Below are 16513 nucleotides of genomic sequence, written 5' to 3'. Positions count from 1 at the left end.
GCAGAGGCGATCATTTCGTTGATGGCCGTGTAGGCGGTAATCGGGAAGTTGAGACCGCCGAAGCGGCGCGGCATGGTCACGCCATTGAGGCCAGCCTTGCGGGTGGCTTCCAGGTTCTCGTAGGTCTTGCTTGCGTAGCGCACGCGGCCGTCTTCGCAGTGGGGGCCTTCGGCGTCCACGTCTTCCGAGTTCGGGAAGATGGTGTTCGCGGTGATGTCGCCTGCGACTTCGAGCACGCGGTTGTAGCTGTCTATCGCGTCGGCGTAGTCTTCCGGCGCGTAGTCAAAGCTGTCCTTGTCGGCGTAGCCGTTTTCCTTGAGCTCCACGATGCGCTGCATCAAAGGAGAGCTTTCAAGGTTGAACTTAATCTCTGGATGGTCTGTGTAAAAATTCGCCATAACGCCTACTTGTTGTTTGCCTTGTAATACTTGATCATCTTCGGGATGACCTCTTCGACGGTGCCGTTGATCACGTAGTCAGCGATAGCGTTGATCGGGGCGTCGGGGTCGGAGTTCACGGAGATGATGATTCCTGAATCCTGCATGCCGGCGAGGTGCTGAATCTGGCCGGAAATACCGCAGGCGATATACACCTTCGGGCGTACGGTCACGCCGGTCTGGCCAATCTGGCGGTCATGATCGGCAAAGCCCGCGTCGATAGCGGCACGGCTTGCGCCCACTTCGGCGTGGAGTTCCTTCGCCAGTTCGAACAGCATGTCGAAGTTTTCCTTGGAGCCCATGCCGTAACCACCGGCCACCACGATGGGTGCGCCCTTGAGGTTGTGCTTGGCCTTTTCCACATGGCGTTCCAGCACCTTGACCACGTATTCCGTTTCCGGCACGTACTTGGCCACGTCGTGCTTGATGACTTCGCCCTTGTAGTTCGGGTCCACGATTTCCTTCTTCATCACGCCTTCGCGCACCGTCGCCATCTGCGGGCGGTGTTCCGGGTTCACGATGGTAGCGACGATGTTGCCGCCGAATGCCGGACGGATCTGGCAGAGCTGGTTTTCGTAGAACTTCTTCACGCCACCGATGCTCATTTCGAAGCTGTCGATTTCGAGTTCGGTACAGTCGGCGGTAAGGCCGCTGTGCATGGCGCTGGAAATACGCGGGCCTAAGTCACGGCCAATCACCGTTGCACCGAGCAGGCAAATCTGCGGCTGCTCTTCCTTGAAGAGGTTCACCACGAGAGAAGCGTGCGGGTTGGTGGTGTAGGGGAAGAGCCCTTCGGCATCAAACACATGGACCTTGTCCACACCGTAGGGGAACACCTGCTTTTCAATTCCGTCGAGGCCCTTGCCTGCGCAGATGCATTCGAGCTGAACGCCGAGCGTGTTGGCGAGCTTGCGGCCCTTGGACAAAAGTTCGAGGGAAACATCGACAACGGTCGTGCCCTCAATTTCGCAATATACAAATACGTTATTCATAGGCTAGCCAATAATCTTCCCGTCTAAAAGTTCCTTGATAAGTCCTTCGACGTCGGCGTCGCTTGCGGTGAGCGTGCGGCTTTCCTTCGCCTTGAACACGATGTTCTTGACAGCCTTCACGTTCGTCGGAGAACCGGCCTTACCGATCTGGGCAGGGTCTGCGTCGATGTCGGCGGCACCCCACTGCGGAATGTTCAGGTAGGGCTTCTTCGCGATGAGGGCTTCGTACTTTTCGGCATCTTCCGGCTTGCGTTCGGCAACCACCGTCGCGTTCTTGAACTTCATGAGGCGCTTTGCGTTGCGCGGACGGCACGGGGCCGCACTTCCGTTCACGGTCACGACCAGCGGGAGCGGTGCTTCCACCGTTTCCACACCACCGTCGATGTGGCGGCGGATCACGACCTTACGGGCCTTTTCGTCGAGGGAGAGAATTTCTTCGGCGTAGGTCACCTGCGTAAGTCCGAGCTTTTCTGCAATCTGCGGACCGACCTGTGCGGTATCGCCGTCGATAGCCTGGCGGCCACCGAGGATGATGTCGTAGTCGCCGACCTTCTTGACGGCCTGGGCGAGCGTGTAGCTGGTAGCGAGCGTGTCAGCGCCGCCGAGGGAACGGTCCGTAATCACGTAACCGCAGTCGGCACCGCGGTACAGAGCTTCGCGGACGACTTCGGCAGACTTCGGGAGACCCATCGTCAGCACAGAGATGGTGGAACCCGGGAACTGGTCCTTCAAACGAAGGGCTTGCTCCAGGGCGTTCAGGTCTTCGGGGTTGAAGACCGCGGGCAATGCGGCACGATTGATGGTTCCCTGCTCCGTCATGGCATCGGGGCCCACGTTTCGTGTATCAGGTACTTGCTTAGCAAGCACAACGATTTTAAGACTCATATTTCCTAACTATTGAATATACGGTTAATGTTTAGATAGGGTATAAGATAGCAATTATAAAGAAGCGGAGAGTGCTGTGATCTTCGCTATGCTCCCGTTAGCATAGAGTAAGAAAATGATAATTATTTTGTAATAAGCGAGGTTGGGAGGCTATTTTTATTTAGCTACACCAAAAGAAGTGCGGATTTTTTCCATAGACGCACCCTTTTTAAGCATCCGCTCTATTGTTCGGATTGTTTTTGCCACAGCTTCTTTTTCGATCTTCTTGATGAACTTAGGATGATCCTCAATAAAGGCTTCTTCCTCGGCGTAGTCGTCCCATTCCATGTGCATAGCGTACCTGTACCTTTCAAGTTCTTCTTTACTGAATCTAGATATTTTGGCGAATTCAAGCAACCCCTTGAACTTTCCCATGTTTAAGGCTGGTGGCAGACCCTTGAGATTGTTCAAATAGCGTAGGGTGAACATCCACTTGGTAACTTCTGAATCCCTATTATTGATCTTTTTCTTGATTTTCGGCAATTCTACGATAGTGAAGTTCATGCAATCAACTAGTTGCTTCCCCGTAGTGTAATCCCAGATGCCGGCTCGGTGTATCGGCAGATTGTCTTTCTTGAATATTTTGTGCTTTGTAATCGCGATAATAAAAGACGGCTTGACATTGTAGTTCCACTTGCGGCCAGGCAAACCTTGTTGCACGATCATTTGGCTTGAATAGAAAACGAGTCTTTTCAGGAAGTTCTTCTTTTTACGGATTTGTACTTCCACATCGATTTGTTCGTTCCTTTCGTCTCGGCAGTGTAAATCAAAAATGGAGGTCTTCGATTCCTTGCTTCCAGAATCATTCAACTCTGATTGTTGCGAGGCCACGTCGGTGATGCGATGCTTGATTTGGCCTTTGAGCATGTCGTTCAGCAGGTTCAAAAGATTTGCTTTCCCTTGCTCCGTGTCGGGTGAAAAGGCTTTTTTGAACGTAATGTCTGTCAAAAGGCTTGCGTATGGTCCTTCCTCGCCGGCTTCAACGAAATACTGGGAAAGGTCCACTTCTTCGTTTACTTCTGGTTCGTTTGATTTGTGTCCCACGCCATAAGGGGCATTTTTTTCACGAACGCAATTTGAGTCTGGATTACTTGGCTTTGCATGCTCCGTTATGGTCGGCTGCTTCAAGGTTTCTTTGTCTTTTGGGTATAAGTCTGGAATCCATACTAGCGGATGCTTGCCATGATATAAATGTCCGAGTCCTAGCAGCTCTAAAATTGGATCAACACATTTTTTCTTTTGCGTGTACATAAAAGTCCTTAAAGTTAAGTTTTGGGGATGTTCCTATCTCTATACACGCTTTTTTCAACCTGATGCAGCGACTTTTGTGGGTAAAAAGATTTTAACGAATGAAAATGCTCCGTTATGCAACGGAGTCAAATAAAAAGGTCCTGCATTGTTGCAGAACCTTTGTGATGAAATGTTTTTAGAATCTAAATTTTCCTACTTCACGACTTCCACATAAATGCCCTTGGGCAGGTTGGGGAGTTCTCCGGCTGCGTTTCGGGTGCCGACGGGTTTGCCGAGGGCGTTGAAGATTTGGCTTCCGGGCTTGCCGTGCTTGGCGATCCCTAAATTCGAGATGATTTTAGTGGTTCCATTTTCGTTTATCGTTACCTTGATTTCGAAGGTGACCTGCTTGCTTCCGTAAACGAGGGCCTGCCTTATGGTGAACGAATCGCCTGACTTTACTTTGTTCGGCATGTGGCCGATTTTGGAGGTCATGGTGACAAGGTCCACGTTGGAATAAACCATGCTGGTGCCGTTCGGGTCCCAGGCGACAATCTTGCCGTCTTTATCAAACCAGTGTCCGGTGCCTTCGCCGGTAGTGCGGCTGTTGAGCGTTCCGTCGGGTTCCACTCCGTAGAAAGTTGCTTTATCTTCAATTTCACTTTGCTTGATGCCTAAAATCTGGGCGACTTCGCTGCCTTTCAGGTCGAGTGTCTCGTAAGCGTAGTTGTTGTCTAGCGGAAGTGTTACGTCAAGTGCGATTTTTTGAACGGTGAGTTCTGCGGTGCTGCTGGAACTTTCTTGTGCAGACGAACTGGACGAGGGCTCGGTGCAGTTTTCACCGATGCAGAATGAGAGAGTTTCGCCGGGCGTTCCGATGTCGGTAATCTTGAGTCCCGTTTTGGAACCATTGTACCAAGTGATGGCGGGGTAGGTTTCGTCCGAAAATTCGGGGTAGGTTCCGCTCTTGAAAAATGCGGTTGCGGTGCTGCCCGGGCTAGGCCATTTATCATCATCGCCGTTGAGGGAAGGCTCTGTGTGATTGGCGCGGACGATTCTCATTTCAAGTTTGTTCGAAGCAGTGTTGCCTGCTATGGAAAAGTCGTAGTGCTGCATCAGGAGGCCGCTGCCCTTGAGAACTTTATCGCGACCCGTGTTGCGCACGTAGGACCAGACGAGTCCTTCCTTGTCGGGCCTTGCGGGGTTCTTGTAACGGTAACAGACTTCGCCTGGCTTGGTGACTTCGAGGGAGGTTATGTTATTTACATCTTCGCTGGTGATGTCAACAAACGGAATCCATCCCTGGTCTGCGCGGTAGAAATCGTTTATGGCTACGGGGTTCCAGTCGTTCGCGCGGTTACCCATGGTGCAGTAGTCGCCGTACCAGTAGAGGTCTGGCCAACCAAAAATCATGTGGCCGCTTTCGTGCACAAAGACATACAGCGAAAATTTGCCTGGCATGTCCGTCATTTGATGATGCGTGAGGCGAACACCGTCCTTGACGATATTGGACCATCCTGAGTGCGGCCATATGCCCATTCCATGTGTTTTCCCGGCGCCTGCATACACAATGTTGATTGCTTCGGTGACGCCGTCCTTGTCATTGTCGTAACGAGAAAAATCAACCTGTGAATCGAAATAGTCGAAGACTTCTTTTGCAAGAGTGTCGGAAGCGGCGTAATCGGCCCCATTTACGATTCTGTCGGGGCTGTCGTACCAGGATTTGGGATGTTTTGCTCGGTACCAGCCGAAGACTTCGTTGGTGAGGTCCAGCTGTCCGTTTGATATGTCTAGATAGTAGTCGCGCACGGAACCGTTGCAGCCGTCTCGATTGAATCCTTCCTTGTTTAGCCAGTCTTCGACCTCGCTTATGGTGACGGGAGCCGGTTCATCCGAAAAGTCGACGAGTAGCGTCAGGCTGTGGATTTTGCCTTTGGGTGCGGCGAAATGGCTTTGCGTTGTGGTTGCAGTTGTTTTCAGGAGAACACGGGATTTATTGTTGTATTTGGGCGTGGCTTCTTCGGGCCAGGCCTGGACTCTTTTCCCCTGGTACACGATGTCGGCGAAAAGCATCGTGGGGAGCGCAAGTAGTAAAACGCCCAACGGCAAAAGTTTGGTTTTCATGAAAACATCCTAGATTGACACCTTTGGGTAAAATACATTCATTTTAAAAAGAGAGCTGCATTGTATCGAAAAAATCACAAGAAACATAATTGGCCGAATTGGCGGAAAATGTGGGTGCTTCATTTTCTCTCTCTGTTAAATATTTTTAAATTATCCGACTAGATAATCGCGCTCTGACGCACAAACTTTTAACCGGTGAATAATTATGTCCAAATTCAAACGCATTCTTCTCAAGCTCAGTGGCGAAGCCCTCGCAGGCGAAAAGGGCCACGGCATCGACAACCAGATTCTTTCTGACATGGCCTCCGAAATCGCATCCATCGTCAAGCAGGGCGTACAGGTTGCGCTCGTGATCGGTGGTGGTAACCTCGTTCGCGGCATTTCCGCTTCTGCAGGCGGCATGAACCGTGCCCAGGGCGATGCTATGGGCATGCTCGGCACCGTGATGAACGGCCTTGCCATGCAGGACGCTCTCGACAAGCAGGGCATTGACTCCGTGGTGATGTCGGCCATCCGCATGGAACCGGTCTGCGAATTCTTCGACCGTCGCAAGGCGCTCAAGCTCCTCTCTGCGGGTTCCGTGGTGATCTTCTCTGCGGGTACGGGTAACCCCTTCTTCACGACAGACAGCTGCGCTGCTCTCCGCGCTATCGAAAGCGAATGTGACGTCATCATGAAGGCGACCAAGGTCGATGGCATCTACACCGCAGACCCGGTCAAGGATCCGACGGCAACCCGCTTCGACGATATCAGCTACAAGGAAGTCATTTCCCGCGGCCTCAAGGTTATGGACACCGCAGCAGTCGCCCTCTGCATGGAAAACAACATGCCTATCTTCGTGTTCAAGATGGAAAAGGGAAACCTCACCCGCGCCGCTATCAACGGCGACCTCGGTACGCTGGTCCACTGCTAAAAATTGCTCAAGGGCGGGCGTCGTCTATGGCCCGCTATTAAGGAAATCCTGGCAAAGAAAGCCGGGATTTTTTATTTGTAAAGTAAAGTTTACAAAAATAACGATACGTTTTAGTGACAAATATATTATCTTAACTCTTTGTAAACGAAAGTTCACTTAATCAAGGAGAAAATATGAAAAAAACGCAATGGATGCTCGCAACGTCCCTGGTCTGTGGGGGAGCTCTGTTTACCGCCTGTTCCGACGACAGTTCGTCGAGTAGCGCCCCGGAAGAACCGAAGGTGAGTGAAGAACGCGCCGCCTTTGTTGAAAACACTCGTGCAAACCTCAAGGAAGTTGCTGAAAACTTGAATTTCGGTTCCTGGGAATTTGCTAATATACTGAATACAAACTTCAACCAGTATGTGCTCAATAACCCGGATGCCGACAATGTGGTGTCAAGGACTTTCAGCGCAAAAATATTGGAAGGCATCGAACCTGTAAAGGCGAAGAGCGAACTGGGTAAAATGGGTTACCAGTATGTGGCAACGGCAGATTTGAGTGACTTCAATTACCGCTTTACCATGGATGAAAATCTCGAGTTTACGGTCAAGAAGGCCGATAACTTTGAACTTTTGCTTCCTTCGTGGAACCTGAAGACCCAGAAGCTTGAAAAGGAATCCTTGAAGCTCACCTTAAAGACTGGTGGTGATAAGGTTAAGTTCATTGACAAGGTCCATTCTACCGAAAATGGTCTTGCCGTTGTGGCCGAAGTCCCCACGAAGGTATCCTTCTCGATTCAGGCCAAGCCTGAGAAAAAGTGGGAAACCCTCTTCTCTGGTAGCTTCGAAAACCAGTTCGAGTTGAGTGGCAAGTCTGAATTCATGGACAGGATGACGACAGCCTTCAACATTGTTGGTGAAGTGGAATCCAACCTCAAGGCGGTTAATCTTGACGACGGCACAAAAATTCCTGGTGATGTTACCAAGGTTTATTTTGCAATCGGCCAGGATCCGTCGAAGCATAAGGCCGGTTCCAAGTTCGATTTCGAACACAACAAGAAGAAGGTGGTGTCCCTCTATGTTGAAAATAGCAGGGATAGCAAGGATGAAGTCGACTTGTCCGATATGACCAATAGCAGCAGCCTCGTAGACGTGTTCACTGCTGCAATTTCCGGCAATTCCATCGACTCGATGTCGTTGGTCTTTATGGATGACTTGGCCATTTCTCTGAAGGTGTCTGATTGCGACAAGCTCGTGAAGGCTCAGCAGGCCCTCGCAGATGCACGTCGCGACTATGCCGACGAAAAGACCATCGAAAACTACACCAAGCAGGTGAACAAGCTGGTGACTGTAAGCCTTACCGCAACGCAACTGAAGAAGGAAATCCCGGTGCAGTTCGAAACGGTGCAGTTCGGTGTTGACTTCTGGACGATGCCGGCTCTGCAGTTCAACAAGGACGAAGGCTATGTCCCGCTGGTTGAAGTCCTGGATCAGAAGTCTATCGAATACGGCATCAACATCATCGACCACGCTGCCGATCCGATGCAGGAAACCATCGTTGTTATCCGCCAGCTGTTGCAGTACTTCCAGTCTCTTGCCGGTCTGTATGACGATGAACAGGCTGACAAGGTTGCTGAATAACATCTAAAGTAACGCAAAAAATCTAAAAGGCACTATTCCAAAAAAGGAATAGTGCTTTTTTCTTATTTTTGACGAGTCGATGCGTTCGCGGCGCTTATTGTCCCTACCTTGCGGGGGCATTTTTGCATTTTTAATAGGAAGAAATTGTAATACCCGCCCCTCTTTTATGTATATTTCTTCTCTAGAAGAAATAACTAAAACCTTTAACCTGTAACCTGAAATCTATTTATGTCCGAATATACCGACAAAATGAGCAAGGCCATCGAGGCCACCGAACGTGAATTTTCCAAGATCCGTGCTGGCCAGGCTAGCCCCGCTATCCTGAACGACGTACGTATCGACTATTACGGCACCCCGACCCCGATTTCTCAGGTGGCAAAGATTTCTGTGCCCGAACCGCGCATGTTGCTCGTTTCCCCGTGGGAAAAGACCATGGTCGACCCGATCGACAAGGCTATCCTTGCTGCAAACATAGGCCTTACCCCGATGAAAGACGGCAACTGCATCCGCGTGAGCCTTCCGATTCTTACGACGGAACGCCGCCAGGAACTCGCGAAGATCGCCCGTAAGCATGCCGAAGAAGGCCGCGTGGCAATCCGCAACATTCGCCGCGATGCCAACGACGCCCTCAAGAAGAACAAGGAAATGCCCGAAGACGAAGTCAAGAAACAGCAGGACGAAATCCAGAAGGCAACCGACAAGGCTATCGCCGAAATCGACCGTCTGCTTGCCGAAAAGGAAGCGGACATCCTCAAGGTGTAGTCCGGGGTTTGCGTGGCAAATCAGCTTAGACATGTCGCCATCATTATGGACGGCAACGGGCGCTGGGCCCGCAGCCGAGGTCTCGAACGTTTCCTGGGGCACCGCAGGGGCACCCAGGCGACTATCGATGCAGTCGAGGTGGGCGTAAACCTTAAGCTCGAACACATGACACTTTACGTGTTCAGCTCCGAGAACTGGGGCCGCCCCTCCAAGGAAGTGGATTACCTGATGAATCTCCTGATCGAGATGGTCGTCAAGGAAATTCCCGACCTTATGGAAAAGAACGTGAAGCTTACGGTCATCGGTAACATGAACCGTTTGCCTGACAAGCCGCGTACAAGTCTCCAGTCCGCTATCGACAAGACGGCGAACAATACGGGCATGCAGCTGAACCTTGCGATCTCTTACGGTGGCCGTCAGGAAATCGTGGATGCCACGAAGGCGATTGCAGCCCAGGTGGCGGCGGGTACGCTCAAGACCGAAGACATCGACGAGACTTTATTCGCAAAGAATCTTTATTTAAAGGGAGCGCCCGATCCGGATCTCGTGATTCGTACGGGTGGAGAGTTTAGGCTTTCGAACTATCTGCTTTGGCAGGCCGCCTATAGCGAGTTCTATGTAACGGATACGCTTTGGCCCGACTTTACCAAGGAAGAGTTCCTGAAGGCTGTCGAGTTCTTCAATACTCGTGAAAGACGTTTTGGGAAGGTGTTGCATGAGTAATCTTGCGCAGCGATTGATCACGGCGTTTATCGCCATTCCGATTGTATTTTTCTTGCTGTGGTTTAACGACTTCAGCCGCATTGGCCTGATGTGCTTTATCGCGGGCGTGGGCGCCTGGGAATGGGCGGGCATGGCCTCCAAGATGTACAAGGGCCCCGATACCCGTTACCTTTCGTTTGCGGCATCCTTAGCCTTGACGCTCGCGTGGGCGCTTTCCAAGGGCGGTTACTTTGGTATGCCTGCCGTGCCGTACGTGGTGGGCATGACTTTCCTCGTGATTTTTGCAATCTACATTGGCTTGGCCTACGCGAAGGTGGAAATCGATCACTTGTTCCCGTGGCTCGTGATGCAGCTCGGTGCCCCGCTTTACGTGGGCCTCTGGGGTGGCATGAACGTGCTCATGATGGGGAACGGTCAGGGCTTTGAACATTGCTATCCGTTTATCCTGGTGATGACAGGCGTTTGGCTCTGCGACACGGTGGCGTATTTCTTCGGAAAGTTCGCTGCGGGCAAGGGCCCCTTTGGTCGTCATCTGTTTGCGCCGAGCATCAGCCCGAAAAAGACCTGGGAAGGTTCTGTTGCGGGTTCCATTGCGACGGTAGCATGGGTTGCCTACTGGGCAAAGTGCAGCGCCGCTCTCGGTTGCTTTAACGTGAATATCGACTGGGCGAAGGCGATAGGCCTTGGCCTCTTGGTGACTGTTGCGGGTCAGGTGGGCGACCTTCTGATGTCTGCGCTCAAGCGTTGGAGCGGTACCAAGGATTCCGGCAACTTGTTTGTCGGTCACGGTGGAGTCCTCGACCGCTGCGATTCTTTCTACCTCGCAGCCCCCGCTCTCTACTTGCTGATGGATTTCTTCCAGAAGCTTGCGTAATTAGCGAAGTCAAATAAGTTTAAAAAAGGCGGCTCTCCAGTACTTGGAAGCCGCCTTTTCTGTTGAAATGCAGATTCTTGAAATGCCGCTTGTCGAGGTGCAAGAATCAGCGGCCTCGTTTGAACGAGGTGAACTGCACCGGCGAATTGTTCTTGCCGCCGCTTGAATTGCCTCCGCGCTGGTTGTTGCCGCGCTGGTTGTTGCGGTTGTCGCGGAAATTCCGATTGCTTTGCGAGTCGCGATTCTGATCGCGGTTGAATTTGCGGTCGCTGTGGAAACTCTTGCGCTCACCGTTGCCGAAATTGCTGTTGCGGTTGTTGTCACGGAAGTCGCGGTGACCTTCGCGCCTGTCGTTGCGCGGCTCGCCACTTCCATTGTTTCCGAATAATGCGGCGCGGCGTTCCTTGCGGGCGGAGTTTTCCCAGCGGCCCTTGTCGCCGGATTTCTGCGGCACGATGGTGACGGCCCGTTGCTCGCGTTTCTGCTGTTCGCGCTGGCGGTAGACTTCGTTTTCTTCGCGCTCCTTGCTCGGGAAGAATTCCTTGCCTTCGGCCTTTGCGCTGCGGCTTAAGAGCAGGCGCCCGATCTTGCCCAGCTTGAGGCGCTCCAGGGTGGCGCGGATCTGCGGGCGGTTCTCCGGAATGTACCAGAAGAAGAATTGCCTTTGGCTTTTCTTTTGCTCCGGAGTTTTCGCCACGTAAAGAGGCTTTCCATCGGGAGTCATTTCGGAATAGAACATCTCCGTCGCGATGGTCATGGGCGTAGGCGTAAAGTCCTGAACCTGTTCCAGCTGGAACCCCAACTGCTTTGTCTCCAGGGCCAGTTCCGCCATGTCGGCTTCGGTACAGCCCGGATGGCTACTGATAAAGTAGGGGATAATCTGCTGTTTTTTGCCGATGCGCTTGCATTCGTCGTCGAAGAATTCCTTGAACTTATGGAACAGCGTAAAGCTCGGCTTGCGCATCAGCTTAAGGACTGCGTCGCTGGTATGTTCCGGGGCCACCTTCAGGCGCCCGCTCACATGGTAGTCGATGAGTTCGCGGGCGTATTCTTCGTGGTCGCGGATCAGTTCTTTGTCGTCGGTTTCTTGCAGCAGCATGTCGTAACGCACGCCGCTTCCAATGAACAGGTGCTTCACCTTCGGGTGGTTGCGCACTTCGCGGTAAAGTTCCAGGAGCTCGTGGTGATGCGTGTCCATGTTGTCGCAGACTTTCGGCGTGAGGCAACTGGGGCGTGCGCACTTTTGGCAACGGCTCGGGTCGCGGCCACGCATGTTGTACATATTGGCGCTCGGGCCGCCCAAATCGGTGATGGTGCCGGCGAATCCGTCCATCTTCGTAATCAAATCGACTTCGCGCAGAATGCTTTCGCGGCTACGGCTCGCGATGAATTTGCCCTGGTGTGCGTTGATGGCGCAAAAACTGCAACCGCCAAAACAGCCTCGGTGAGTGTTGATGCTGAACTTGATCATGTCGAACGCAGGCACGTTGCCGCGCTTTCTGTAACGCGGGTGCGGTTCGCGGGCGTAGGGGTATTCAAAACTTTCGTCGAGTTCGCCGTATTCGAGCGGCGGGTACGCGGGGTTAATTACCACGGTCTGTTCCGCGACATCTTGCAGGATGCGGCGCTGGAACCACTTGTTGCATTCGATGTCCACCCTGCGGCAGTTCTCGATTTGATTGCGTTTGTTGGCGAGGCATTCCTCGTAACTATAAAGGCGCAGGTCTTCCCACTGCTTGGTCGTAGGAATTTGTCCCTTGGGCGCGAGGTAGGCTGTTTGCGGCACGGAATGCAAACTGGAGAACGGTACGCCTTTCTTCAGGAGTCGCACGATTTCCTTGAGCGGTTTTTCGCCCATGCCGTACACGAGAATGTCGGCTTGCGTATCGAAAAGGATGCTAGGCTTAAGTCTGTCGCTCCAGTAGTCGTAATGCGTCACGCGGCGCAGGCTCGATTCAAGTCCGCCAATCAGCAGCGGAACATCGGGGTAGAGCTTCTTTAAAATCTTCGCGTAGGTGTAAGTTGCGTAATCCGGGCGGAACCCTGCCTTGTTGCCGGGCGTAAAGGCGTCGTCGCTGCGGAGGCGCTTGGCGGCGGTGTAGTGGTTCACCATGGAATCCATGCCGCTCGAAATCGCGAAGAACATTCGCGGGCGGCCCAGCTTCTTAAAGTCGCGCAAGTCATCGCGCCAGTTCGGCTGCGGAAGGATTGCTACGCGCAGGCCTTCATGCTCGAAAAGGCGACCGACCACGGCATGCCCAAAGCAAGGGTGGTCCACGTAGGCGTCCGCGCTAATGATAATCACATCGACATAGTCCCAGCCGAGTTCCTCCAGGTCTTCTTTGCAGATGGGTAAAAAGCGCGGATCGTACATAAGAGGTAATTTAGAAAATAAGCTTTTAAGTCGTTGCGAGGAGCCGTAGGCGACGCGGCAATCCATATTTGATCTAAGGAAAAAATTTGATTTTGACTAAAATCTCATTTTCGTTGATTTTTAATCAAAAACACCATATTTTTATTACTTTGTAGTAAATTGTGTTACCTTTTCCAATATAATTTTAGGCATTTTTGTTGCCTTTTCCAACATTTGGCTTTTTGAGACCCTCGCGCTGTCTCTTTTTGTAAAAATTTCGCCAAAAAAAGGCTTTTTTCGCAAAAACACTTGACATTGTTTTTTTTTGTTTACATTTGGTGTAAGAAAATTAACATTATAGGATGTGCTGATGAATTTTATGAATTGTTGCAAGGATTGTTTTCCGTTGTTCCTTGACTATGGTGAAAAAATAGCGGTCATAGCGGGATTTGTCTTTGCCATACAACAGTGGATTGGACAAAAAAAGCAACTCCAGATAAAATACACGGAAAAATTTTCGAGTTCCATAATGAAGGACAAGGATATTGCGGACTTCATCCATATGATTGAACGCGAGGGTAGCGTCGGTTTCTCCGTTTTTTGTGAAAACGGAAAAAGGGTTGGCGTTTTTAATAATCCTGAAAATGAAAGAAAAACGGATTATGCACTCACGACCCTCTCTAATTTTTTGCTGCTAAAAAAGAAAAAAATTATCAGTGAGAAATATTTCCAATTCTATGACTATGTTTTAGAACATTCCCTTAAAAATGATGAAATCCAGGAATATCTGAAGTTCCTGTTAGACGATGTTGTTAAGGGGAATAGGGATGCTCATCCTTATAAACTGTTGCTTGATGCTAGTGAAACGAAGTGAAAATTTCAAACAACGTAATTCAGGAAAGAGGATTTATGAAAAAAAACGTTTTACTGCTGCTTTTGGTATGCGGTTTTTCATTTGCAGATGATTGCTATAGGTCAGAGTTGGCCGAGTGGAAGGACGTGCCTACAGTGTATGGCAAAAATGTTGGCTCTGATGATAAACCCGAATTGCGTTTTTCGTTTGCCGCAGGAAATCATTGCAAAGTTTACTATAGAAAATTTTTAGAAAACGGTAACGGCGATAGTAGAGCCGTCGCTGTCGTAAAAAACACTCCGACAGATGAAGGGCGAATCCTGTGGGCATGGTATTCCACCAAAAAAGGAGTGCCTGATAGTGCCTATGTCGATAATGAGGGTAACTTTTTTGCGGCGGAAGGTCTTGGAAAAAATGGCATACGGCCTCCGACGGATTTGAAACCTCCAAAATCCGGCAGCAAGGTTTCTACGGCAGCCTCTAATTCTACGCGAACCTTGTCTGCCTGGGATGTTGAGAATAGTGTGCTCGCTCCGCTGACATTTGGAGAGGTGATGTTTAATGAATCCAAGATGCTGTATTCTGTTGCTAAGAAGTCTGGGAAGGACGACAAAATTCTTCTTGTTGGGTTATATGATGTAGATTATATTTATGAGGCTGGCTTCAAGAGATTTTTTTATGCGTCTGATGAAGATCATAATAATGAAATGGGTGTAAAGGAAATGAAATTGGTGTTAGGTTTGCTTGGACGACGGGTCCTGAAGGACACTTCTTTTCGTGCATACGACCTGATGAAGAATCCGAAGTTCACTAAGAAGCTCGCTAAGGATATCGACAAGGTTTTGAAGGACGTTGCCGGTCTCCAGACGACGGGTAAGAGCCGTAGCCGCCCTAAGGCTGACGGTGGCTTCAACCTCGATTACGCCGAAAAGAAGGAGAACAAAGAAAATGAGGAACTCGCTTGCCTCCTTTGCGGCGGTGGCGGTATCACTACCAGGGAAAAGGGCTCTGTCAAGACCCCGTCAGAACGCGATATCGACATGGGTGCCGGTGGTGGATCTCGTTCCGCTGCAGACATCATGAAGGTTGTGCGTCAGCGTACTCCGGGTCTCCGCCACATCTACAACAAGTTCCTGAAGAAGAAACCGGGCTTCCAGGGTAAGGTTACCTTGAAGTTCACGATCGCTCCGGGTGGCGAAATCATCAGCATCTCCATTGCTTCTTCTACGACCGGTTACGGCGAATTTGATGACGAAATCAAGAATGCTGTAAGCCGCTGGAAGTTCAGCAAGGTGAAGTCTGGTAACACTACCGTTACGATTCCGTTTACATTTTCAGAGTAAATTTTCTGTATATCCGATCATCGTAAGGCGCAAAGTTTATGTTTTGTCATAACTGCGGTAAACAAGTCCCTAAAAATGCATTTTTCTGCGACCGGTGTGGTGCAAAATTGCTGGGAACTGGTTCTCCTGATTCTCCAAATAGTGCTGGCTTAGGAAAAAATGGTCCTCGAAATTCCAGTGTGGCTGCGGTATTGGCTCTGCTTTTGGGATTACTTGGCGCTCATGATTTCTATTGTGGAAATACGAAACATGGCGTAGTCAAGTTGATATTGACCTTAACTGGAATTGCGTCGATAATCTCGTTTGTCTGGAGCGTGATAGATTTAATCCACTTAGGAAAGGGAACCTATATTGACGGTGATGGGTGTCCCTTGGCTCCAGTGTCTTGGCTGAAATGGGTGGCTTTGCTTATTGCCTTTGTATCCTTGGTATATGTAGCCTGCATGGGAGTTTTAGTGTGGATTCTTATATCGTATTTTGTGAACTCCTACTCGGAACTTGGATTGATTGCCCAAGAATACAAGGCTCGGCAGGCAACCTATCTTGCCGCCAAAGGCAGATTTGGCGATGTTGCTGATATTGGATTTTTGGTCCCGAACAGTGAAAATTTCAGGTTCCATTTTTCTAGGGACAGGATGCAGTTTGAATCCAAGAAAATGTTGGGAGACTGTCCTCAACGGACAAAATGGGAACTTCGGGTTATTTCTGAAAGCGAGGAAATGTTTACAATTTGCGGGCTTGCGGAAATAGGTGAAAGTGATGAATCTATTCGTTTGGACAAAGAACTACAAAAAATGCTTGAAGAGAAGTCTCCAGACAAGGGCTTTGCGTCCACATTGAAGAAAGTGCAGAAAATGCATCGATCGTGTGAAAAGTTGGCTAAACCATTCTTTAGCCAATGTGATTCAGTCGTAGAAGCAAATGTACCGATGAATGCTGACTCACTCTTTTGGGAAATAGCGTATTCCAGTACCTTTTATCTAAAAACGGAATTTAGTAGGTATCTTGATCAACAGAAAGAACGCCGTCGTTACTTGAATGAATTTGGGTCATGGAGATTGATTGATTTCTATACACTAGAGTCGGATGGATATGTGTTAGAAGAGTTACGCCAAAATAATGATGTTGGAATTTCTGCGATTACAAGGAAAAAGATCGCAGGATGCCCTGCAAATTCGCGTATTATTCTTTCGAATAATAAAAAATCTCGAGGTTCCTGGAAATGCAAAATTGAATCCGAAAACAACGATGCCTGTATAAGGTTATACGAGGGGGCTGGATTCCTCGATATATGTGAATGGATGCAAGAAAGTTCCCAGAATGGTGATCCTCAAAATACATGGCACATAGTGGAATAAAAGAC

Annotated in this window: 13 protein-coding genes and 1 pseudogene; 8 read left to right on the top strand and 6 right to left on the bottom strand. The window is 50.1% G+C overall.

What is annotated here, in order from left to right; translation table 11 throughout:
• The 5 genes and pseudogenes from Q0W37_RS12130 to Q0W37_RS12110 all read right to left on the bottom strand — a co-directional run.
• Positions 1-398, bottom strand: a pseudogene (locus Q0W37_RS12130) (acyl-CoA dehydrogenase); the annotation flags it as partial.
• Between the two features lie 5 nt (positions 399-403).
• Complete coding sequence (locus Q0W37_RS12125; protein WP_072807905.1) at positions 404-1429, bottom strand: electron transfer flavoprotein subunit alpha/FixB family protein; 1026 nt, start codon at positions 1427-1429, stop codon at positions 404-406.
• 3 nt (positions 1430-1432) lie between these two features.
• Positions 1433-2314, bottom strand: a complete 882-nt coding sequence (locus tag Q0W37_RS12120) for an electron transfer flavoprotein subunit beta/FixA family protein (RefSeq protein ID WP_297701823.1) — start codon at positions 2312-2314, stop codon at positions 1433-1435.
• Positions 2315-2470: 156 nt separating this feature from the next.
• Entirely contained in the window at positions 2471-3604 is a 1134-nt protein-coding gene (locus Q0W37_RS12115) for an Rpn family recombination-promoting nuclease/putative transposase (RefSeq protein WP_297701822.1), read from the bottom strand.
• A 192-nt stretch (positions 3605-3796) separates the two neighbouring features.
• Positions 3797-5707, bottom strand: coding sequence for a M6 family metalloprotease domain-containing protein (locus Q0W37_RS12110; RefSeq protein ID WP_297701821.1), 1911 nt, complete (start codon positions 5705-5707; stop codon positions 3797-3799).
• A gap of 205 nt (positions 5708-5912) precedes the next feature.
• Here Q0W37_RS12110 and pyrH point away from each other — a divergent pair, with 205 nt between their 5' ends.
• The 5 genes from pyrH to Q0W37_RS12085 all read left to right on the top strand — a co-directional run bounded on the left by pyrH (position 5913) and on the right by Q0W37_RS12085 (position 10601).
• Entirely contained in the window at positions 5913-6620 is a 708-nt protein-coding gene (pyrH, locus tag Q0W37_RS12105) for a UMP kinase (RefSeq protein ID WP_097020999.1), read from the top strand.
• Between the two features lie 173 nt (positions 6621-6793).
• Entirely contained in the window at positions 6794-8242 is a 1449-nt protein-coding gene (locus Q0W37_RS12100; protein WP_297701820.1) for a hypothetical protein, read from the top strand.
• Positions 8243-8470: 228 nt separating this feature from the next.
• Positions 8471-9004: a ribosome recycling factor gene (gene frr, locus Q0W37_RS12095; protein WP_297701819.1), complete on the top strand. Its 534-nt coding sequence runs from the start codon at positions 8471-8473 to the stop codon at positions 9002-9004.
• 12 nt (positions 9005-9016) lie between these two features.
• The gene (locus Q0W37_RS12090; RefSeq protein WP_297701818.1) at positions 9017-9727 is read left to right on the top strand and encodes an isoprenyl transferase; all 711 of its coding nucleotides are present in this window, start codon (positions 9017-9019) and stop codon (positions 9725-9727) included.
• Positions 9720-10601, top strand: a complete 882-nt coding sequence (locus Q0W37_RS12085) for a phosphatidate cytidylyltransferase (RefSeq protein WP_297701817.1) — start codon at positions 9720-9722, stop codon at positions 10599-10601. Before Q0W37_RS12090 ends, Q0W37_RS12085 begins: the two co-directional genes overlap by 8 nt.
• Before the next feature lie 106 nt (positions 10602-10707).
• Here Q0W37_RS12085 and Q0W37_RS12080 read toward each other — a convergent pair whose 3' ends face one another.
• Positions 10708-12975: a YgiQ family radical SAM protein gene (locus Q0W37_RS12080; protein ID WP_297701816.1), complete on the bottom strand. Its 2268-nt coding sequence runs from the start codon at positions 12973-12975 to the stop codon at positions 10708-10710.
• A gap of 349 nt (positions 12976-13324) precedes the next feature.
• Here Q0W37_RS12080 and Q0W37_RS12075 point away from each other — a divergent pair, with 349 nt between their 5' ends.
• From Q0W37_RS12075 to Q0W37_RS12065, 3 genes are read left to right on the top strand one after another with little or no spacing between them, the layout of a single operon-like run.
• Positions 13325-13828 carry a hypothetical protein gene (locus Q0W37_RS12075; protein WP_297701815.1) on the top strand — a complete coding sequence of 168 codons (504 nt, stop codon included), beginning with the start codon at positions 13325-13327 and terminating at the stop codon, positions 13826-13828.
• A gap of 35 nt (positions 13829-13863) precedes the next feature.
• Positions 13864-15150 carry an AgmX/PglI C-terminal domain-containing protein gene (locus tag Q0W37_RS12070; RefSeq protein ID WP_297701814.1) on the top strand — a complete coding sequence of 429 codons (1287 nt, stop codon included), beginning with the start codon at positions 13864-13866 and terminating at the stop codon, positions 15148-15150.
• A gap of 38 nt (positions 15151-15188) precedes the next feature.
• On the top strand, positions 15189-16508 hold the full coding sequence (locus tag Q0W37_RS12065) for a zinc ribbon domain-containing protein (RefSeq protein WP_297701813.1): 1320 nt from the start codon (positions 15189-15191) through the stop codon (positions 16506-16508).
• Positions 16509-16513: the final 5 nt, after the last annotated feature.

This window comes from uncultured Fibrobacter sp., assembly GCF_947166265.1.
In the GTDB taxonomy this organism is placed as follows: domain Bacteria; phylum Fibrobacterota; class Fibrobacteria; order Fibrobacterales; family Fibrobacteraceae; genus Fibrobacter.
The sequence above is the reverse complement of the archived record's forward strand: the minus strand, read 5'-3'. Positions and strand labels throughout refer to the sequence as shown.